Annotated in this window: 15 protein-coding genes; 9 read left to right on the top strand and 6 right to left on the bottom strand. The window is 67.9% G+C overall.

Features of this window, described 5'->3' with window-relative positions:
- Positions 1 to 68: 68 nt before the first annotated feature.
- The gene (locus WS54_RS11175; protein WP_006480515.1) at positions 69 to 254 is read right to left on the bottom strand and encodes a hypothetical protein; all 186 of its coding nucleotides are present in this window, start codon (positions 252 to 254) and stop codon (positions 69 to 71) included.
- 218 nt (positions 255 to 472) lie between these two features.
- On the opposite strand from WS54_RS11175, the gene WS54_RS11170 reads away from it, so the two are divergent.
- Together WS54_RS11170 and WS54_RS11165 are read left to right on the top strand one after the other, a co-directional pair.
- Positions 473 to 1,231, top strand: a complete 759-nt coding sequence (locus WS54_RS11170; protein ID WP_006491117.1) for a DeoR/GlpR family DNA-binding transcription regulator — start codon at positions 473 to 475, stop codon at positions 1,229 to 1,231.
- Positions 1,232 to 1,336: 105 nt separating this feature from the next.
- Positions 1,337 to 3,118 carry a phospholipase D-like domain-containing protein gene (locus WS54_RS11165; protein WP_059782805.1) on the top strand — a complete coding sequence of 594 codons (1,782 nt, stop codon included), beginning with the start codon at positions 1,337 to 1,339 and terminating at the stop codon, positions 3,116 to 3,118.
- A 66-nt stretch (positions 3,119 to 3,184) separates the two neighbouring features.
- Here the strand turns inward: WS54_RS11165 and WS54_RS11160 are convergent, their stop codons facing one another.
- From WS54_RS11160 to WS54_RS11150, 3 genes are all read right to left on the bottom strand, one after another.
- On the bottom strand, positions 3,185 to 3,859 hold the full coding sequence (locus WS54_RS11160) for a TetR family transcriptional regulator (RefSeq protein ID WP_034204121.1): 675 nt from the start codon (positions 3,857 to 3,859) through the stop codon (positions 3,185 to 3,187).
- Positions 3,860 to 3,964: 105 nt separating this feature from the next.
- Positions 3,965 to 5,233, bottom strand: coding sequence for an NAD(P)/FAD-dependent oxidoreductase (locus tag WS54_RS11155; RefSeq protein ID WP_059782807.1), 1,269 nt, complete (start codon positions 5,231 to 5,233; stop codon positions 3,965 to 3,967).
- Between the two features lie 135 nt (positions 5,234 to 5,368).
- A complete protein-coding gene (locus WS54_RS11150; protein WP_034204123.1) occupies positions 5,369 to 6,949 on the bottom strand; it encodes an amino acid permease in 1,581 nt (526 codons plus the stop codon).
- 633 nt (positions 6,950 to 7,582) lie between these two features.
- On the opposite strand from WS54_RS11150, the gene amaB reads away from it, so the two are divergent.
- Complete coding sequence (gene amaB / locus WS54_RS11145) at positions 7,583 to 9,094, top strand: L-piperidine-6-carboxylate dehydrogenase (protein WP_059782809.1); 1,512 nt, start codon at positions 7,583 to 7,585, stop codon at positions 9,092 to 9,094.
- 139 nt (positions 9,095 to 9,233) lie between these two features.
- Here the strand turns inward: amaB and WS54_RS11140 are convergent, their stop codons facing one another.
- Entirely contained in the window at positions 9,234 to 11,696 is a 2,463-nt protein-coding gene (locus WS54_RS11140; protein WP_059782811.1) for a DUF3772 domain-containing protein, read from the bottom strand.
- A gap of 453 nt (positions 11,697 to 12,149) precedes the next feature.
- Here WS54_RS11140 and WS54_RS11135 point away from each other — a divergent pair, with 453 nt between their 5' ends.
- The 4 genes from WS54_RS11135 (at position 12,150) to WS54_RS11115 (ending at position 17,604) form a co-directional block, all read left to right on the top strand.
- Positions 12,150 to 13,568 carry an MFS transporter gene (locus WS54_RS11135; protein ID WP_034204126.1) on the top strand — a complete coding sequence of 473 codons (1,419 nt, stop codon included), beginning with the start codon at positions 12,150 to 12,152 and terminating at the stop codon, positions 13,566 to 13,568.
- Positions 13,569 to 13,960: 392 nt separating this feature from the next.
- Complete coding sequence (locus WS54_RS11125; RefSeq protein ID WP_082725119.1) at positions 13,961 to 15,268, top strand: hypothetical protein; 1,308 nt, start codon at positions 13,961 to 13,963, stop codon at positions 15,266 to 15,268.
- Positions 15,269 to 15,428: 160 nt separating this feature from the next.
- Entirely contained in the window at positions 15,429 to 16,541 is a 1,113-nt protein-coding gene (locus WS54_RS11120) for a porin (RefSeq protein WP_059782814.1), read from the top strand.
- 10 nt (positions 16,542 to 16,551) lie between these two features.
- A complete protein-coding gene (locus WS54_RS11115; protein ID WP_059782815.1) occupies positions 16,552 to 17,604 on the top strand; it encodes a nucleoside hydrolase in 1,053 nt (350 codons plus the stop codon).
- A 30-nt stretch (positions 17,605 to 17,634) separates the two neighbouring features.
- On the opposite strand, the gene WS54_RS11110 is transcribed toward WS54_RS11115, so the two are convergent.
- The gene (locus WS54_RS11110) at positions 17,635 to 18,543 is read right to left on the bottom strand and encodes a LysR family transcriptional regulator (RefSeq protein ID WP_059782817.1); all 909 of its coding nucleotides are present in this window, start codon (positions 18,541 to 18,543) and stop codon (positions 17,635 to 17,637) included.
- Between the two features lie 94 nt (positions 18,544 to 18,637).
- Here WS54_RS11110 and WS54_RS11105 point away from each other — a divergent pair, with 94 nt between their 5' ends.
- Both WS54_RS11105 and add read left to right on the top strand, forming a co-directional pair.
- Positions 18,638 to 19,987 (top strand): NCS2 family permease, encoded by a 1,350-nt coding sequence (locus tag WS54_RS11105; protein WP_059782819.1) that lies wholly within the window; start codon positions 18,638 to 18,640, stop codon positions 19,985 to 19,987.
- A 45-nt stretch (positions 19,988 to 20,032) separates the two neighbouring features.
- The gene (gene add, locus WS54_RS11100) at positions 20,033 to 21,133 is read left to right on the top strand and encodes an adenosine deaminase (protein ID WP_059782821.1); all 1,101 of its coding nucleotides are present in this window, start codon (positions 20,033 to 20,035) and stop codon (positions 21,131 to 21,133) included.
- The last annotated feature ends 10 nt before the right edge of the window (positions 21,134 to 21,143 follow it).

Genomic DNA, 21,143 nt, shown 5'->3' with positions numbered 1-21,143 from the left:
TGCGCGGGGCGGCGGGGACGAGCGCCCGCCGCACGGCGCGGCGCGGACGGGGCGCGCCGCGGCGACGGTCAGTCGATCGAGAACGTGTCGAGCGGCTGGTTGGCGCGCGCGTCGGTCGCGAAGCGCGCGGCGAGCTGTTCGTAGAGCCGGCGCGCTTCGTCGAGCGTCAGGTCGATCCAGTACGGATCGCCTGCCGCGTCGTTGAGGCGTTCCGGCGGGAACTGGATTTCGATCACACTGCCTTTGCGATACATGGCGCGAGCCCCTTTGTCGGTCGTTCGTTCGGCGAAGCGCAAAGTGTAGCAACCGGCGCCGCGCGGATTCGCGCGCGCCCGGCAATACAGAATTTCGCTTTCGGGAAACGCGCCGGGCCGCCGCCCGGCCACGTTTCCCGGCGCGGTCAAATGGTCGTCAAACGTCCGTAATACAATGGCCGGCTTACCCATTACCAGTCGCCTCGGGCGTACACGCGATGCTGGCGGAACAACGTCATCAATACATTCTGTCGGAGCTCGGACGGTCGGGCGCGTTGTCGGTCGCGGAACTCGTGCGCTCGCTCGACGTCTCGCGCGAAACCGTGCGGCGCGACCTGAACGCGCTGGCCGCACGCGGCCTGCTCGTGATGACGCATGGCGGCGCGCTGGCCGCGGATCGCCGCGAGCCGAGCCTGTCCGAGCGCGAAGCCGCGAACGCCGACGCGAAGCGCACGATCGGGCGGCGCGCGGCCGAATTCGTGCCCGACGATGCCTCGGTGCTGATCGATTCGGGCAGCACGCCGCATGCGGTCGCGCTGGCGCTCGCCGACCGGCACCGGCTGTCGATCTACACGAACGACTGGCGCACCGCGTTCGTGCTCGCGCGGCGCAACGGCAACCGCGTGACGCTGCTCGGCGGCGAGCTGTCCGACGACGAGGATGCCACGTTCGGTCTCGACACGATTCACCAGCTCGCGCAATACCACGTCGATTTCGCGTTCGTCGGCGCCGGCGGCATCACGCCCGACGGCGAGTGCACCGACTACTCCCGGCTCGCGGCCGAAGTGCGCAGCCGGATGATCGCGGCGGCGGGCACGGCGATCATCGTCGCCGACCATTCGAAATTCGGCCGCGTGACGCCGGTGCGGATCAACGGCGCGGCCGCCGCCCGCTATCTGGTGACCGAGCGCGCGCCCGACAAGGCCGTGCGGCGCGCGCTGACGGCGCGCGGGATCGAGCTGCTCGTGTGCGACTGACGCGCGTCCGACATACAAGGTTCATCGAACGGTCATCGTCCGGGAAGAACCGTCGTCAAGACTGACCCATTCATCTCGACCGGCCGCCGGGCCAGGGAGCAACGAATGACCGTCAGCGTGCGCAGCTATCTTTCCCCCACCCTGGTCCTGCTGGCTTTCGACTGGCCCGATGCGGCGTCGCGGTCCGATTTCCTCGGCTTCGCGATCCGGCGCACGCCCGGCTTCTGGTCGGCCGACGGCAAGACGCGTGCGCCGGACAGCTGGCTGCCCAATCGCCTGACGTTCGACGGCCCGGCCGCCGACACGCAGGGCGATGCGCCGACCGATCAGGCGCCGATTCAGAAATTCATGTGGTGGGACGCGCGCATCGATCCGCAGGACCGCGGTGCGTCGTTCCGCTACGACGTCTATCCGGTCGTCGGCACGCCGGCGAACCTGCAGGTGCTCGACGCGCAAGCCGGCGTGTGCGACGTCGTGCTGCCCGCGCACATCGAGGACGGCATCGGTACGTGGTTCAACCGCGCGGTGGTCAGCTCGCAGGCGTTCGCGAAGCAGGTCGCGGCGCTGGGCCTCGCGCCGAACGAGGCGCCGAGCGCCGCGCAGGCGCTGAAGCTGCGCACGTGGCTCGCGAACGACATGGAGCAGGTGTTCGCGGAGATGCTCGATCCTGCGTCGCGCGCGGTATCGGCCGTCTATCACCTGACCGACACGCTGTGGGCGCTGCCCGCGTTCGAGGCGTTCGGCCGCCGGCACGGCGAAGCGTCGCTCGCGATCGTCTACGACGCGCATACGACGGCGCGCAAGGGCAAGCCGCCGCTGCCGTCGCCGAACCAGCCGGCCGTCGACGCGCTGCAGGGCCTTGCGACGCTCGCGCCGCGCGACCGGACGCACATCATGCACGACAAGTTCATCGTGACCGATGCGCCGTCCAGCGCGGCGCCCGCGCGCGTGCTGACCGGTTCCGCGAACTTCACGACCGAGGGGCTGACCGAGCAGGCCAACGTGCTGCACGCGTTCGATTCGCCCGCGCTCGCCGCGCTGTACAACGAGCGCGCCCACGCGCTGGCCGGGAATCCGTCGATTGCGGAAACCGCCCGGCTGTCGCCGGGCTGGTCGGCGCCGATGACGATCGGCAGCGCGCAGGTACGCGTCGCGTACTCGCCGGAGCCGTCTGGGCAGCGTACCGAGATCGATACGATCGTCGCCGCGATCGCGGCCGCGAAGCATTCGGTGTCGTTCTGCCTGTTCATGCCGACCGACGCGGCGCTGCGCGATGCGTGTTTCGCGGCCGGCGACCGCGGGTTGATGATGTTCGGCCTCGTGAACCGGATCAACGCGGGCAGCGCGGCGAAGGCCGATGCCGCGCAGCAGGGCGGCCAGTCGCTCGATGCGGCGACGCTCGCCAACCTCGAGCTGTACCACCGCAGCCGCGACAACCATGACGTGATCGACGCGTCGTATTTTTCGCCGGCCACGGTGCCGCAAGGCTTCGAGCCGGAGCTGCGGCTCTTCCCGGGCGAGCCGGCGCCGGCCTTTCCGCCTGTCGTGATCCATCACAAGTTCATCGTGATCGATGCGGAAGGCGCGAATCCGGTCGTCTATACCGGCTCGGCGAACATGAGCCGCAACTCCGAGCAGTACAACGACGAGAACCTGCTCGAGATCCGCGACAAGCGGATCGCGGCGATCTATCTCGCGGAATTCCTGCGGCTTTACGAGCACTACCGCGCACGCGCATTGGCGATCGATGCGAAGCAGCGCGGCACGGGCGCGCATGTGCGGCTCGCGCTCGCGCCCGATTCGAGCTGGGCGAAGAAGTATTACGTGGCGGGCAGCCCCGAACAGAAGGCGCGGATCGCGCTGGCGTCGACCGCGCCGACGGACTGATGCGCTGAAATGTTGCAGGGCCAAGGGCCGCGGCCGGGGCGCGCCCCGGCCGGCTGCCGGCGGCGCTTACGCGGCGACGTAGCGGAGCACCGCGTCGGCGATCGTGTCGCGATGCCGCGCGCGCAGGCGCGGCGCCGACGGATCGCGGCCGAACGCGGCGCCGAACGTGTAGCGGTTCGACACGCGATGGAAGCAGAACGAGCTGATCAGCAGGTGCAGGTCGAACGCGTCGATGTCCTTGCGGAACGCGCCGCTGGCCGCGCCGCGCTCGAGCAGTTCCTCGAGCGTCTTGATGATGCTGACGTTGCGGTTCTTGAACGACTTGAGCTGTTCGACATATTTCGCGCCGTGGATGTTCTCGATCGACACGAGACGGACGAAATCGCGATGCTTGTCGTGATAGTCGAACGTGAACTCGACGAGACGGCGCATGCCTTCGCGCGGCTCCATGTCGCCGACGTGCAGTTCCTGCTCGAGTGCGCGGATGTCGCCGTACACCTTCTCCAGCACGGCCTCGTACAGGCCTTCCTTGCTTTCGAAGTAGTAGTAGAGCATCCGCTTCGTCGTGTTGGTGCGCTCCGCGATCGCGTCGACGCGCGCACCGGCGAGGCCCATCGCGGAGAATTCCTGCGTGGCGACATCGAGGATGTTGCGCTTGGTTTGCTCGGGATCGTATTTACGCCGCGCATCGGACGCAAGCGCGCGGGTGTCGGACGTGGCGGCCTTGCTTCCTGCTTTCATGTGACTTTGTTGTGGTTCGCGGCGGCTTGGAAAAGGCATTCTAGCATGTGGGAAATGGCCGCCCGGCCGACCTTCCGCTCTAATCGGCAAGGCCGTCGCGGGCGCTCAGCGGCGGCAGGAGGCGAGCGCATCGCGGGCCTGGTACGCCGTATACGTGAGTTGCGCGGCGGCGAGGCCGGCCAGGCCGAACGTGCGCGTGAGCCCGAACGCGGCGAAGCCGTCCGGCACCGGCCGGCCTTCGGCCAGCGCGGCGGCGAGCGCCTCGCCGGCCACCGTGGTCGGCGCCATCCCGTGGCCGCCGAAAGCGATCGCGTGCCACACGCCGTCCGCGTCGCGGCCGATCTGCGGCATCTTGTGCCGCGCGTAGCTCATCAGCCCGCCCCACGCATAGTCGACCTTCACGCCGTCCAGTTGCGGATACACGCGCAGCAGGTCGCGCCGCAGCAGGCGCGCGATCGCGTCGGGGCCGCGGTCGAGCACGGAGATCCGGCCGCCCCACAGGATCCGCGTGTCCTTCAGCGGACGGTAGTAGTCGAACGCGAAACGCGTGTCGTAGATCGCGTACGGCGCGTCGATCGCGTCGGGCAGGCGCGTGCCGAGCGGTTCGGTCGCGATCACGTAGGTCGCGATCGGCAGCACCGCGCGCTCGATGCGCGGCGACACGCCGCGCGCGTAGCCGCCGCCGGCGAACACGACGTCCTTGGCGCGCACCGTGCCCTGCGCCGTGCGCACGACGTACCCGGCGCCGTCGCGCGCGATGCCCAGCGCGGCCGAACGCTCGTACACGCGCGCACCGCCGCGCGAGGCGGCCGCCGCGACGCCGAGCACGTACTTGAGCGGGTGGAAGTGGAACGCGTTCGGCTCGAACAGGCCGCCGTAATAGCGCCGGGTCTTCAGCCGCTCGCGCAGCGCGCCGGTCGGGACGGGTTCCCACTCGACGCCGAGTTCGTTTTTCATCAGCGTGCGCACACCGTCGAGCCGCGACGGATCGTCGAACCAGTTCGCGAGCATCACGCCCTCGTCGACGATGTCGCAGTCGATCCCGTAGCGCGCGATGCGCGCGCGGATCAGGTCGACCGCGTCGACGGTGAGCCGGTACAGACGGCGCCCTTCGTCGCGGCCGAGCGTGCGCAGCAGGTCGGCGTTGTCGAGGCTGTAGCCGCCGAACACGAAGCCGCCGTTGCGGCCCGACGCGCCGAAGCCGACCCGCTCGCTGTCGAGCACGACGACGTCGCGCACGCCGCGCTCGATGAGGCCGAGCGCCGTGCACAGGCCGGCGAGGCCGCCGCCGACGATGCAGACCTGCGTATCGATCGGGCCGGTCAATTGCGGGTAGGGCTGGCGGGTAACGGTGGCTTCGTAGAAGTTCTGCATGCGTTTTCGGTGATTCGTGACGGCGGAAAAACGGACGGCGCGCGTGGATCTTGCCTGAACGCGCGCGCCGCGTCGAATGGGGTTTTCAGCGCAGCGGCCGCCGCGGTCGGGCGGTCGCCGGCGCGTTGCCGGGCGTCAGGCGCCCGGCGTCGGGTTGACCGGCCGGGCGACGTAGGCCGGGTAGCCGGCATCGGCCTTTTCGGTGGCGTCGGGCGTCGCGTTGCGGTCGATCCACGGCGCGATTTCCATGTCCTCGTAGCGTACCAGCCGGCATTTGCGCACCAGCGCGTAGCCGAGCCAGATCGCGAGGAAGAACGGCAGGCCGATGTAGGTCGCGGCGACGCCCGTCCAGTCGATCTTGTCGGCGAGGAACGCGTGGTAGTCCTGGCCGAGCGCGACGACCGCGCACAGGGCGAACGCGAACAGCGGTCCGAACGGGAACCACTTCGACCGATACGGCAACTGGTCGAGCCGGTAGCCCTGCTTCAGGAAGCCCTTGCGGAACCGGTAGTGGCTGACCGCGATGCCGAGCCACGTGATGAAGCCGGCCATGCCGGACGTGTTCAGCAGCCACAGGTAGACGGTCTTGTCGCCGTACAGCGACGTGAGGAAGCACAGCGCGCCGACGGCGGTGGTCGCATACAGCGCGTTGCGCGGCACGCCGCCGGGCGACAGCTTCGCAAACAGCTTCGGCGCGCGGCCTTCGACCGCGAGGTTGTAGAGCATTCGTGTCGACGCATACATGCCCGAGTTGCCGGCCGACAGCACGGCCGTCAGGATCACCGCGTTCATCACGCCGGCCGCGAACGCGAGGCCCGCGTGGCGGAACACCAGCGTGAACGGGCTCACGCCGATGTCGGTCACGTCGCTCTTCAGCAGGCTCGGATCGGTGTACGGAATCAGCACGCCGATCACGAAGATCGCGAACACGTAGAACAGCAGGATGCGCCAGAAGATCTGGCGCACCGCGCGCGGAATCGTCGTGCGCGGGTTTTCCGATTCGCCGGCCGCGACGCCGATCATTTCGGTGCCCTGGAACGAGAAACCCGCGATCATCGCGACGCCGAGCATCGTCGCCCAGCCGCCGACGAACGGCGCGTCGCCGATCGTGAAGTTGCCCCAGCCGGCGCTCGGGCCGCCCTGCATGATCCCGAAGATCATCAGCAGACCGACGCCGACGAACGCGAGCACCGTCAGCACCTTGACCAACGCGAACCAGTATTCGGCTTCGCCGAAGCCGCGCACCGACAGCGCGTTGAGCGCGAAGATCAGCGTGAGGAACAGCGCGCTCCACCAGACGCCCGGCACGTGCGGGAACCAGTAGTTCATCACGAGCTGCGCGGCGACGAGCTCCACCGCCAGCGTCACGGCCCAGCTGTACCAGTAGTTCCAGCCGAGCGCGAAGCCGAAGCCTTCGTCGACGAACTTCGCGCCGTAGGTCGCGAACGAGCCCGACACCGGCATGAACGCGGCCATCTCGCCGAGGCTCGTCATCAGGAAATAGACCATCAGGCCGATCACCATGTACGCGAGCATCGCGCCGCCGGGGCCGGCCTGCGAGATCGACGCGCCGGATGCGACGAACAGCCCCGTGCCGATCGAGCCGCCGATCGCGATCATCCGTAGATGGCGGGCCTGCAACGCGCGGTGGAGGGACGGCTTCGCGGGCGGCGAGCCGGACGGACGGGACGAATCGGGGCGGGCATCTGAATGCATGGCGGGCGCTGGGCGCTGTCTCCGGGATTGTTTTTCGGTGACGAAGCGCGACGCGTGGCCGGCCGCGGCCGGGTAGCGGTGATGCGGTGCGAGACGGGCCCGCTGAGCCGGGCCGTGGTGCGTGTCGCCTTCGTCGGTCGTCCGGCTGCCGTGGTGGCGGCCGGCGGCGCGCCGGGTGCGTTGCACCTCGACGTCGCACCGATTGTGTGTGCCCGGTGCATCGGCGGCAAACGATATTTCCGAACAGGGTGATGCGAGATGATCATCAACTTGTGTCGTGCCGCGACGCATCCGAGCGCCCGGTTGCGGGCTTGGCAAATGTCCCATATCGGTACCGAAACAGGCCTGGCGAGCCGGCTTACTTCTTGCATTTTTGGAATGAAGTCGTGAGTTAATATCAATAGCGGCCCGACTTGTGGCCATCGACAATGTGTTTCATGGATCGTGCCTCGCGAGGCTGGGGCGCGCCGTCCGGCCTGGCTTTCCGGCGACGGCGCAGCACGACGCGCCGGATGGCGCACCGGGCCCGCCGCGCGGCGCATCCGCTTGCACAAGGCGCTCGAACGCGCTCCAATCGAATCACGCGGGCGGCGCTGCCGCCGCACCGATCAATCTGTCCCTGAAGAGGAAGTGATGCAATTCAACGACATTCTTGCCGCGCTCGACATCGATCTCGCCCAGTGGAAAGGCAACGCGCTGACCGCGCGTTCGCCGCTCGACGGCGCGACGCTTGCGACGCTGGCCGTCGACACGCCCGCCGACGCCGAGCGCAAGATCGACGCCGCGCACGACGCATTCCTCAAGTGGCGCACGGTGCCGGCACCGGTGCGCGGCGAACTCGTGCGCGTGTTCGGCAACGTGCTGCGCGAGCACAAGGCCGAGCTCGGTCGCCTCGTCACGCTCGAAGCCGGCAAGATCACGTCGGAAGGCCTCGGTGAAGTGCAGGAAATGATCGACATCTGCGATTTCGCGGTCGGCCTGTCGCGCCAGCTTTACGGCCTCACGATCGCGTCCGAGCGTCCGGGCCACCGGATGATGGAAACGTGGCACCCGATCGGCGTGTGCGGCGTGATCTCGGCGTTCAACTTCCCGGTCGCGGTGTGGGCGTGGAATGCGGCGCTCGCGTTCGTGTGCGGCGATTCGGTCGTGTGGAAGCCGTCCGAGAAGACGCCGCTCACCGCGATCGCTTGCCACGTGCTGCTTCAGAAGGCGCTGCGCGAGTTCGAGAAGACGCATCCGGGCGTCGCGCCGGCGGAGCTGAGCCAACTGGTGCTGGGCATGCGCGATGTCGGCGAGGTACTGACGGCGTCGAAGAAGGTGCCGGTCGTCAGCGCGACGGGCAGCGTGCGGATGGGCCAGGAAGTCGCGAAGGTGCTGAGCCAGCGTCTCGCACGCGGCATCCTTGAGCTCGGCGGCAACAACGGGATGATCGTCGCGCCGAGCGCGGATCTCGACCTCGTCGTGCGCGCGGTCACGTTCGCGGCGGTCGGCACGGCCGGCCAGCGCTGCACGACGCTGCGCCGGCTGATCGTGCATCGCAGCCTCGTCGAGCAACTGCTGCCGCGCATCGAGAAGGCGTATGCGTCGGTGAAGGTCGGCAATCCGCTCGAGGAAGGCACGCTGGTCGGCCCGCTGGTCGATCGCGCGTCGTTCGACGCGATGCAGAAGGCGCTGGCCGATGCGCGCGAGCAGGGCGGCGAAGTGAAGGGCGGCGAGCGCGTGGACGTCGGTCACGCGGATGCGTACTACGTGCGTCCGGCCATCGTGCGGATGCCGAAGCAATCGGCGGTGGTCGAGCGCGAGACGTTCGCGCCGATTCTGTACGTGATGGTCTACGACGATTTCGATGACGCGATTGCCGTGCATAACGCGGTACCGCAGGGGCTGTCGTCGGCGATCTTCACGAACGACATGCGCGAGGCCGAGCAGTTCATGTCGGCGGCCGGCAGCGATTGCGGGATCGTCAACGTGAACATCGGCACGAGCGGTGCGGAGATCGGCGGCGCGTTCGGCGGCGAGAAGGAAACGGGCGGCGGGCGCGAGTCGGGTTCGGATGCGTGGAAGGCTTATATGCGTCGCGCGACGAATACGATCAATTACAGCCGGCAGTTGCCGTTGGCGCAGGGGGTGAAGTTCGACGTATAAGTGCGGGCGCCCGGCTTGGGCGTTCCGACGGTCGAATGAAATGGGCCGGTTGCCGTGGAAGCGGTAACCGGCCCATTTCGTTTACTGCGTGGCGCGCGGCGCGCCGATCGATCGCGAGCGTACCCGCTCGATGGCTCACTTACGATTCGTGCCGCGTGGAACCATCGGCCGCCGGCATGTTCTGCACGACCAGCATCTGCGGGCTCGACAACGTAATCCCCGCCGCCCGCAACTGCTTGAGGATCTCGAACAGCAGATCGCTTTTCGTCGAACTCGCGATCCGCGGGCTCGACACGTAACCCGTCACGCTCAGCGTGATCCCGTCCGGCGTGAGCTGGCTGAACGTCACCGACGGCGCCGGCTTCTCGAGAATCGCCTGGTGCTCGCGATACGCATCGAGCAGCAGGTCGCGCACCTGCTCGGGATCGGTGTTCAGCGGGAACGTCAGCACCAGCGTCGCGACGCCCTGCGTGCTGTTGCCCATCGTCACGTTGCGCACGTTCTGCGAGATCAGTTGCGAGTTCGGCACGATCACGGTCGAGCGGTCGCTCAGCTGGATCTCGGTCGCACGCACGTTGATGCGGCGAATATCGCCTTCGACGCCCGCGATGCTGACCATGTCGCCTACCTTCACCGGGCGCTCGGTCAGCAGGATCAGCCCCGACACGAAGTTCTTCACGATTTCCTGCAGGCCGAAGCCGATACCCACCGACAACGCGCTGACGATCCACGCGAGATTGTTCCACTTGACGCCGAGCAGCCCGAGCGTCATCAGCACGAGCAGCACGTAGCCGACGTTGGTGAACAGCGTGATCAGCGACACGCGCATGCCCGTATCCATGCCGAGCGCGGGCATGAACTCGCCGTCGAGCCAGCGGCGCAGCGAGCGCAGCAGGTACAAGCCGATCGCGAAGCCGATCACGGCGTTCATGATCCGGTCGGGCATGATGTTCAGGCTCTGCAGCCGCTGGCTGCCGATCATCGCGACCGCGCTGTCGAGCAGGTCGCTCGGCGTGGTACCGAAGCCGCCGGTCAGCAGCGCGATCGCCGCGATCAGCATCAGCAGGCTCGTGCCGAAGCCGGACAGGACCGTACGCGCCTGGTCGAGGTGGCGGTCTTCGAGCGCGAACAGATGCTTGATCTGCTGGCCCGACGACAGGCTCGACGAGAACAGGCTTTCGCTCGCGTCGCGCGTCAACTGAATCAGGATGTAGGTCGCGCACAGCACGATCTCGAACCACACGAGCTCGTACGTGATGAAGCGCGCGACCGTGATGTAACCGATCAGGAGTGCGATCAACGAAGCGACGATCGCGAGCGTGACGCCGGCATGGATCAGGCCGGCGAGCGTCGAGCGTTGCTCGGGTGCTTCGCCTGCCGCCGCGAGTGCGCTGCGCGCGCGGTTCGCGCGCAACAGCGATGCGCCGACCGTCAGCGCGACGACGAGCGATACGATGCCGCGGCCGAGCAGCGTGACCGACAGGCTGGTATCGACGATCCGGTTGATCGATTCGAGCGTGCCCGACACCAGCAGCAGCGCGGCCAGGATGCTGGGGAACGGCTTCATCGCGAGCGCGACCGGGTCGGCGAGCGCAGGCAGTCGCCACGACGGATGCTTCGTGCAGAGCAGGGCGCGGCCGAGCCCGGCGATCAACGCGCAGGTTGCGGCGAGTTTCGCGAACTGGTCCCACAGATCGGTCAGCGACGGCGTGAGTTCGTAGTGGCGCGCGACGGCGAGGTAGAAAATCTGAATCGCGATGGCCGTCGCGAGGAAGGTCGACAGCACGGTCGACAGCGCGAGCGCACTGCGGCGCAAGCGGGTGGGCGGCAGGCGGGTCAGCGCGATCCACGCGAGCCCGCGCTCGATGAGCCGGCGGCCGCCGAGCCATGCGGCGAATGCAGCGATCAGCAGCAGCGTGGTGATCGCCCGTTGCCCGGGGACCCACGACGAATGCAGCATGTCGAACAGTTCGCCGTTGAAATCATCGAGCCGCTGGCGATCGTCCGGCGACAGGTGGAACAGCGGCAGCCAGAACTGCGCGCTGAAGATGCTGCTCGAACGGAACGCGAGCTGGTTCTTCAGCAGGCTGCGGTGCAGCTTCGCGAACTGCTCGGTCAGGTTCGCGAGGCTCGCCTTCTGGTCGGCGGCCTGCTTCAGCGCGGCGTCGATCTGCGTCTTGCGCGCGTCGAGCGCGGCCCGCTGCTTCGCGACGGCTGGCGTTTCCGGCGCGGCGCCCTCGGCCGGCGGCGGGCCGAGCACGTCGAGTTGCGCCTGGACCTGCGCGCGTTGCGGCGTGAGATCGCTCTGCAGTTTCGCGACATCGGTGCTCAGTTCCTGCGCCGAATCGTCGAGCGCGTCCAGCTCCTTGCTGTTGGACGTGGTCGAGGTCTGCTGCTTGATGCGGTCCAGCTCCGCCTGCATCTGTTTGAGCTGGGCGACGGCGTCGGGCAGCGAGATGGCCGGCGCGGATGCGCCGACGCCGCTCGCGACGGGAGCGGAAGCGGCGGCCGGGAATGCCGACGCGGTCGCGATGGCCGCGAACTGCAGCAGCGCGATCAGCGCGATCCGGCGGGCGTACGTGGATAGTCGTTGTATGGACATGGAATGCTTACGATTTGCCGACAATGCCGGTTGCCGAAAGGCAGCCGGAAGCCGGTAGTTGGCCCGCTAGCATGTTACCGGGGCGCGGAACGCGTGGTTGTACCGATTGCGTCTTGTCGTCCGCGGCGATTTCAGCGGCGCGCGCCCGCGCGACACGGCGCGGCAGCCCCATTATTACCGGCCCGCGCGGCCTGCGCGCGCGGCCGATGGCACCGGAACGCCACGCGGACGCGCCTTTCGTCCCCGACACGCGGTTACGGAAGTTACACATTATTCGACGGGGGAACCGGGCATCGAATGGCCGCGGTGCCTGGAAGGCGTCCGGCCTGCTGGCTTGCCCATGCGTCGAGCGGGCGTGCCGGTACAATGCAGCGATTCGCCCGGCGGCGGTTCGGCAGTCCGCCGGACGGCGACGCACGACACGATACGACACGATCAGGAGACGCGCCCAAGATGGCCTCAACGGACAGCCTTTCCCAGGCACCTGCCCAATCCCCCTCCATCGACCCCGGCTCCATCTCGGCCCGCCTCGATCGCCTGCCGCCGACGCGCAGCGTCTGGAAGCTCGTCGTGCTGCTGAGCCTCGGCTTCTTCTTCGAACTCTACGACCTGCTGTACAGCGGCTACATCGCGCCGGGCCTCGTGAAAAGCGGCATCCTTTCCGCGACCACGCACGGCCTGTTCGGCACCACCGGCGTCGCGAGCTTCATCGCCGCGCTGTTCTCCGGGCTCTTCATCGGCACGATCGCGTGCGGCTTTCTCGCCGACCGCTTCGGCCGCCGCGCGATCTTCACGTGGTCGCTGCTGTGGTACACGGCCGCGAACATCGTGATGGCGTTCCAGGACACCGCGGCGGGGCTGAACTTCTGGCGCTTCGTCGTCGGTCTCGGCCTCGGCGTCGAGATGGTGACGATCGGCACGTACATCTCCGAGCTCGTGCCGAAGCAGATTCGCGGTCGCGCGTTCGCGTGCGAGCAGGCGGTGGGGTTCGTCGCGGTGCCGGTGGTCGCGTTCCTCGCTTACCTGCTTGTGCCGCACGCGCCGCTCGGCCTCGACGGCTGGCGATGGGTCGTGCTGATCGGCGCGCATGGCGCGCTGTTCGTGTGGTGGATTCGCCGCGAACTGCCGGAAAGCCCGCGCTGGCTCGCGCAGCAGGGCCGGGTCGACGAAGCCGACCGCATCATGCGCGCGCTCGAGGCGAAGGTCGAAGCCGAATACGGGCGGCCGCTGCCGCCGCCGGCACCGGCCGAACCCGTGCCGCCGCGCGGCAGCTTCCGCGACATGTGGGTGCCGCCGTATCGCAGCCGCACGATCATGATGACGATCTTCAACGTGTTCCAGACGGTCGGCTTCTACGGTTTCGCGAACTGGGTGCCGACGCTGCTGATCAAGCAGGGCATCACGATCACGTCGAGCCTGATGTATTCGAGCGTGATCGCGCTCGCGGCGCCGATCGGCCCGCTGATCGGCCTCGTGATCGCCGATCGCTTCGAGCGCAAGTCGGTGATCGTCGCGATGGCGGCGGCGATCGTCGTCTGCGGGCTGCTGTTCAGCCAGACGACGGTGGGCGCCTTCCTGATCGTGCTCGGCATCGGTCTCACGCTGGCGAGCAACATCATGTCGTACAGCTTCCACGCGTACCAGGCCGAATTGTTCCCGACGTCGATTCGCGCGCGGGCCGTCGGCTTCGTCTATTCGTGGAGCCGCTTCTCGGCGATCTTCTCGTCGTTCGTGATCGCGGCCGTACTGCGCGGTTTCGGCACGTTCGGCGTGTTCGCGTTCATCGCGGGCGCGATGGTGATCGTGATGGCGGCAATCGGATGGATGGGGCCGCGCACGAAGGGCATCGCGCTCGAAACCATCTCGAAGTAGCGGGCAGGTGCGCACGCGTGCCGTACGATTCGTTGCGGCATGCGTGCGATGCGGTCCAACGTTTCCGGTTCGGGCCGTCCGGTCTCCCAGTTGCTTTGTTGTGCGAATCAACAGGGAAGTGCGATCGAACCGGCTCGAGCGCGCACGCGTTCGACCGCGGGCGAAACGTCAACACACGAGCCTGCCACGCACCGACGACACGAGCGGCAACGAGTTGAAACAAAGCGTGACGAAGCGCAATGACACCGTGAAATCGCGATTTGCATCGCAGCCGATTCGCGTATGGACGAGTAAAATGAGGGGCCTGACGACTCATTAGCCGCCATCGGAGCGCCCGCGTTGGATCAGCGAACGGCTCCGCCGCGAAGAGGCGTCGGCGCCGGGCGCACGCGATGCGCCGGACGTGTCGATGGCTTGCGCGGAAGATGCGCCGCTCGCAACAGCACGCTGCGGCGGCCGGATCGGCCGATGGCTTCGAACGTATGATTCTTGCCCACCTGGCGCGGCAATTTGCAAAGCCGCGTTGCCGTCACCGCGCAGTCGCCGCATATGTGTGGCTCGCTGCGACGGTGTCGATTTCCGTTCTCCCCGAACGGCCTGCCTTTGCCGCGCCCGACGCGCCGTCGTCGGCCGTGCAATCGTCATCCGGTGCGTCGCCTGCATCGGCGGCCTCTCCCACGCATCCCGCTTCGTCCGCGCATGCGGCGTCGGGCGCATCGGCCGCCGCGCCGACATCCGCCGCGTCACAAGCGAATCACGTGAATCATGCAGAACCCGCGAGCGCGGGATCGGGGGCGTCGGCCGCTTCCGCCGCGTCGGCCACCGCGCCTGCATCGGCTGCCTCCGGCACGCCTGCCAGCGAGGCCGAGCCGCCACCACCCACTCCGCCGCGCCGGCATCCGCCGCTGTCGGCCGAGGACGCGCAGAACGCGACGACGCGCGCGCTCGACATGCGCAAGCGTTTCACGCAGGAAGTCACGCGACGCCTGAACGTGCCGGCGAGCGAGCAGCGCGCGTATGGCGAGCGGCTCCAGAAAGCGCTCGCCGATGCGGATCTCGGCGATCTCGCCGGCGAATACGTCGCGATGGTCGACCGCGCGCCGAACGTGCAGGCGCTGTTCATCTATTTCCGCGCGACGCCGGCCAATGCATGGCTGATGATCGGCGCATCGCCGGTCGGCACCGGCTTGCCGGGCCAGTACGACCATTTCCTGACGCCGCTCGGCGTGTTCCATCACTCGCCGGACACGATGGATTTCCGCGCGGAAGGGACGACGAACGAGAACGGCATTCGCGGCTACGGCCGACGCGACATGCGCATCTACGACTTCGGCTGGGTGGACGGCGAGCGCGGCTGGGGCAAGGGCGGCGTGTCGCCGATGCGCTTCCAGATGCACGCGACCGATCCCGACCGGCTCGAGGCGCTGCTCGGCATCCGGCACTCGAAGGGTTGCGTGCGGATTCCCGCGTCGCTGAACACGTTCCTCGACCGGCACGGCCTGCTCGACGACGATTACCAGGCGCGTGTCGAGGCCGGCAAGTCGCTGTGGGTGCTGCGTCGCGATCGCGACATCACGCCGATCGCGGGCCGCTATCTGGTCGTGATCGACAGCGCCCGCAAGACTCGCCCGGCGTGGTCGCCGATGCCGGGGCGCGGCGCATGGTCGAAGCTGCCGAAGGGCGGCGACACGGCAGACTGAGCGCCGGCGCGCCGAACGCGGGCGCGCGAGGATGAGAATAAATCCGTTTTATCGAGATATAAAGAAAGCAAACTTTTATTATCCGATCCGGGTTCGTATAGTCGAGGCCAGTTTCGCGGAACCCTGCCGCGCCTGGACCACCACCGACCACACGACCCGCATGAAAACTCTTTACAAGCTTGCTCCGCTCGCGATGCTCGGCGCCTTCGCGACCCATGCCTGTGCGCAAAGCAGCATCACGCTGTACGGTCTCATCTCGGCCGGTGTCGGGTTCGCGACGAACCAGGGCGGCAAGAACGCGTGGCAGGCGCTGTCCGGCACGAACCAGAACCCGCGCTGGGGGCTGAAGGGCAAGGAGGATCTCGGGCAAGGGCTGTCCGCGGTCTTCCAGCTCGAGAACGGCTTCAACGTGATGACGGGCACGGCCGCGCAGAACGGCCGCGAGTTCGGGCGCATGGCGTACGTCGGCCTGGCCGACCGCACTTACGGCTCGCTGACCTTCGGTCGCCAGTACGACGCGATCCACGACTACATCGGGCCCGTGATCATCGCGAGCAACGGCGTGAACATCGGCGACAACGACAACGGCTACAACGACATTCGCGTGCAGCACTCGGTCAAGTACGTGAGCCCCGTCTACTACGGGCTGAAGTTCACCGCGCTGTACGGCTTCAGCAATGCGACCGGTTTCGCGAACAACAGCGCGTACAGCTTCGGGCTGGGCTATGAGCGTGGCCCGCTGCGCTGGAGCGCGGTCTATGCGCAGTACAACCATCCTTACAGCGCGACGAACCAGGACGGCGCGATCGCGAACGACTACGCGTCTCCGCTGCTGATCTTCAGCAAGAGCGCGATGACGCCCGCCGCGTATGCGAGCCGGCAGCGGATCGCGGGCACGGGCGGCTTCTACACGATCGGCTGCGCGCAGTTCGCCGCGATGTTCACCGACGTGCGCTACGATTACCTCGACAATTCGCACCTGCACCTGCAGAACCTCGGCGTGAACGTCGTCTACACGATGACGCCGCAGCTCTTTCTGGGCGCTGCATATGCGTTCACGAACGGCAAGTATGACGTGATCGACAAGCGTCCGAAATGGCATCAGGTGAACCTGCAGGCCGATTACTTCCTGTCCAAACGCACCGACGTCGCGCTGACGGTGATCGCGCAGCAGGCGGCCGGCGACGCCGATCATGCGCAGATCTTCGCGTATGCGCGTTCGACCGGCACGCGCCAGATGATGGCGACGCTCGGCGTCCGGCACGTCTTCTGAGTACCCGACCATGAGCCATCCGATCCCATCCCGCCGCACCTTCCTGAAACTGTCCGCCGCGCTGGCCGGCACCGCGCTGTTGCCCGAAACGGGCGCATTCGCGGCCGGCGACGCCGCCGCGCGCCGCACGGTGATCATCGATACCGATCCGGGGCAGGACGACGCCATCGCGATCCTGTTCGCGCTCGGCGCGCAGGATCGGCTCGACGTGCGCGCGCTGACGGCCGTGGCGGGCAATGTGCCGCTCGACCTGACCGAACGCAATGCGCGGATCGTCCGCGACTGGGCCGGCCGCACGACGACGCTGCCGGTGTACGCGGGCTGCCCGCGCCCGCTCGTGCGCGAACTCGTGACGGCCGCGAACGTGCACGGCAAGACGGGGCTCGAAGGCGTCGAACTGCACGCGCCGCGCGCGCCGCTCGCCGCCGGTCACGCGGTGTCGTACCTCGTCGATACGCTGAGCCATGCGGCGCCGAACAGCGTGACGCTGTGCGCGCTCGGCCCGCTGACGAACATCGCGACGGCGCTGGTCGAGGCGCCGCAGATTCGCGCCGCGCTGCGCGACATCGTGCTGATGGGCGGCGCGTTCTTCGAGCGCGGCAACATCACGCCGGCCGCCGAGTTCAACATCTACGTCGATCCGCAGGCGGCCGACGTCGTGTTCGGCAGCGGCGTGCCGATCGTCGTGCTGCCGCGCGACGTCGCGGTGAAGGCGCCGATCACGCCGGCGCGCGTCGCGCCGTTGCGCGCGCTCGGCAACCGCTGCGGCGCGATCGTCGCGGACATCATGGAGGCGGAGCTCGCGTACAACAAGAAGCGGCGCGGGATCGACGACGCGCCGATGTACGACCCGACGGCCGTCGGCTATCTCGTCGATCCGACGCTGTTCGGCGGACGCAAGGCGAACGTGGTGGTCGAAACGACCGGGCAGTGGACGCTCGGCGAGACGATCGTCGACTGGAACGGGCGCAGCGGCCGTGCGGCGAACGCGACGTGGATCAACGAGGTCGACGCGGACCGCTTCTATGCGACGCTCGTCGAGCGCATCGCGAAGCTGCCCTGAACGCGAGCGGCACGCGCGGCGAACGCGGCATCAGATGTGCTTCGCAATCCACTCGCGGCACGTGCGTACATGCGGGCCGCGATCGTCGGCGGCGAGCGAGATCAGCGAGATCGCACGCGTGACACGCGGTTTGTCGACGCGTAGTGCGACGAGTTCGGGATCGTGCAGATGCAACGTGTAGAGGCTCGGCAGCACGGCGATGGCGAGGCCGTTGCGCGCGAGCGCGTAGAGCGGCTCGGTGTATTCCATCCGGTACGCGACGTTCAGGCGCAGCTTCCCGGCGCCGCCGGTGCGATGCAGCGATTCGCTGACGCTGCCGCGCACGAACACCGCGAGCTCGCGATCGACGAGCTTCGCCCACGTGACGCTCTTCGCGCGGGCGAGCGGATCGTCGTGCCGCACGACGATCACGATCTCGTCCTCGAACAGCTGCCGGTAGCGCAACGTGCCGTCGTCGCCGTCCGGTTCACGCACGCCGATGCCGAGATCCGCGACGCCGTCGCGCACCGCTTCGACGAGCGCGCTGTTCGGCAAATCGGTGAGCGTGAAGCGCAGCGTCGGGTGCGTGCCGCGCAATGCATTGAGCGCGGGCAGCAGGCGGCCCGCGACCGACGGAATGAACGCGATGCGCACGGTCTGGATGCGTTCGCCGATGAGCCGCGTCATGTCGTCGAAGGTGCCGCGCGCCTGGTTGAGCAGGCGTTCGGCGAGCGGCAGCACGGCTTCGCCGGCCGTGGTCAGCGTGAGCCGGTGCGCGGTGCGTGCGAACAGGCGGCCGCCGAGCAGGAACTCGATCTGGCGGATCGACGCGGTGAGCGCCGGCTGCGTGAGCGACAGCGCCTGCGCGGCTCGAGTGAAGCTGCGTGCATGTGCAAGGACGACGAAGTGCTGGACCTGCCGCAGCGTGAGCGCGGGGAGCAGCGACGAGCGGTCGGACATCGGGCAATAACGGTCGGGATGCGGTACGCGGCAGTATAAGGCCGCGCTGCACGAACCGACACGGGACAATATTCGGAATCACGGGAGAACCACCATGTCAGCGACTGACACGATGCCGGCGCGCGCGCCGGCCAACTGGATCGAACGCCGCTTCGCGCTCGCCGCGCGCGGCACGAGCGTGCGCACCGAGACGATCGCGGGCGTCACGTCGTTCCTCGCGGCCGCGTACCTGCTCGTCGTGATTCCGTCGCTGCTTGCGACGGGCGGGATGGAGCGCGGCGCGGCGACGACCGCGACGATCGTCGTGTTCGTGCTGTTCACCACGCTGATGGGGCTGTACGCGAACCTGCCGTTCCTCGTCGGCCCCGGCATCGGCGGCTCGGTGATCATCGGCGTGACGCTCGCGACGACCGAGCACGTCGGCTGGCAGACGGGCCTCGGCATCGCGTGCGTGTCGGGCGCGCTGTTCTTCCTGCTGACGATCCTCGGCGCGCGCGGCGTCGTGGTGCGGCTGATTCCGGTGCAGATCAAGCTCGGCCTCGGCGCGTCGATCGGACTGTTCGTCACGATGCTCGGGCTGCGCAATGCGGGGATGGTCGTCGCGAACGCGAAGACCAACGCGTTCGCGCTCGGCGACTTCTCGCGGCCGGGCGCACTCGTCGCGCTGATCGGCCTCGCGGTGGCGATCGTGCTGCAGGCGCGCAAGGTGCCCGGCGCGATCCTGATCGCGATCCTCGTCGCGGCCGCGGCCGGCGTACCGCTCGGCGTCACGCACCTGCCGGCGTCGTTCGTGTCGCTGCCGCACAGCATCGCGCCAATCGCGTTCAAGCTCGATATCGGCAGTGCGTTGAGCGTGGCCGCCGCGCCGTACCTGTTCGCGTTCTTCGCGGCGGAATTCTTCTCGACGCTCGGCACCGCGCTGGCGGTCGGCGCGAAGGCGAACCTGCTCGACGAACAGGGCAACCTGCCGAACATCAATCGGCCGTTTCTCGTCGATTCGCTCGCCGCGACGCTCGGGCCCGTGTTCGGCATTCCGGCGCTGACCGCGCTGATCGAATCGGCTGCAGGCGTGGAAGCCGGCGGCCGCAGCGGGCTGTCGTCGCTGGCCGCGGCCGTGCTGTTCGCCGCGATGTTGCTGTTCGTGCCGGTCGCGCTTGCGATCCCGAAGGAGGCGACCGCGCCGGCGCTGATCCTGATCGGGCTGTCGATGTTCGCGACGATCCGCCATACGCATTTCGACGACTTCACCGATGCGCTGCCCGTGATGTCGATGGTGCTGCTCACGCTGATGTCGAACAGCTTCGGCACCGGCATTGCCGGCGGGCTGCTGTGCTACGTGCTCGTCAAGCTGCTGGCCGGCCGCTGGCGCGACGTGTCGTGGGGGCTCGTCGTGCTCGCGATTCCGCTCGGCTATTACTTCTGGACCGTCGTGAAGCCGCACTGAGAGACGGCTTGCGCGACGCATCGCACTACCGCAAAAGAGACTGACATGAAGGGAACACCAGGCAACGTCCCGGCCGCACGCACGGGCATCGATATCACGCCGGCCCATCGGGCCTTCTTCCACGCGCTGCCGAAGGTCGAGCTGCATTGCCACCTGCTCGGCGCGGTGCGGCACGACACGTTCGTCGCGCTGGCCGAACGCAGCGGCGCGCCCATCGAGCGTGCGCAGATCGATGCGTTCTATGCGCGCGGCGAGAAGCCGGTCGGCGTGCTGCACGTGCTGCGCGCGCTCGACCGGTATCTGCTGACGCAACCCGACGATCTGCGGCGAATCGCATACGAATATCTGGAAGACGCGGCCGCGCACAACGTGCGGCACGCGGAGTTCTTCTGGAATCCGACGGGAACGGTGCGCGTGTCGGGCATCGCGTATGCGGACGCACAGGCCGCGATCGTGACCGCGATCCGCGATGCCGCGCGCGATTTTCGGATCGGCGCGCGCCTGATCCCGAGCATCGATCGCGAGCAGGACCCGGACGAAGCGGTTGCGATCGTCGAGTGGATGAAGGTGAATCGCGCGGACGAAGTCGCGGGGCTCGGCATCGACTATCGCGAGAACGACCGGCCGCCCGAGCTGTTCTGGAAGGCGTACCGCCATGCACGCGCGGCCGGTTTTCGCACGACCGCGCATGCGGGCGAGTTCGGGATGCCGTGGCGTAACGTCGAGACGGCCGTCGATCTGCTGCAGGTCGACCGTGTCGATCATGGTTATACGATCGTCGACAACCCTGAGCTGTGCGCGCGCTACGCGGAGCGCGGGATCGTGTTTACCGTCGTGCCGACGAATTCGTACTATCTGCGCACGTTGCCGCCGGAGCAATGGGCCGAACTGCATCCGATGCGCAAGATGCCGCGCCTCGGGTTGAAGATTCATCCGAACACGGACGATCCGACGTTGCACAAGGTCAATCCGAGCGAGGCGTGGGAACTGATGTTCAGTCATTTCGGCTTCACCGTGGCCGACTTGAAGCAGTTCATGCTGAACGGGATCGACGGCGCGTGGGTCGACGATGCAACGAAGGCTGCGTGGCGTGCCGCATGGGCGCCGGCGTTCGATGCGCTGGCTGCAACGCTCGCGGCGGGCTGAGCGGGCCGCC

Source organism: Burkholderia sp. NRF60-BP8 (assembly GCF_001522585.2).
Taxonomy (GTDB): Bacteria; Pseudomonadota; Gammaproteobacteria; order Burkholderiales; family Burkholderiaceae; genus Burkholderia.
This window is presented reverse-complemented; position numbering and strand designations above follow the sequence as displayed.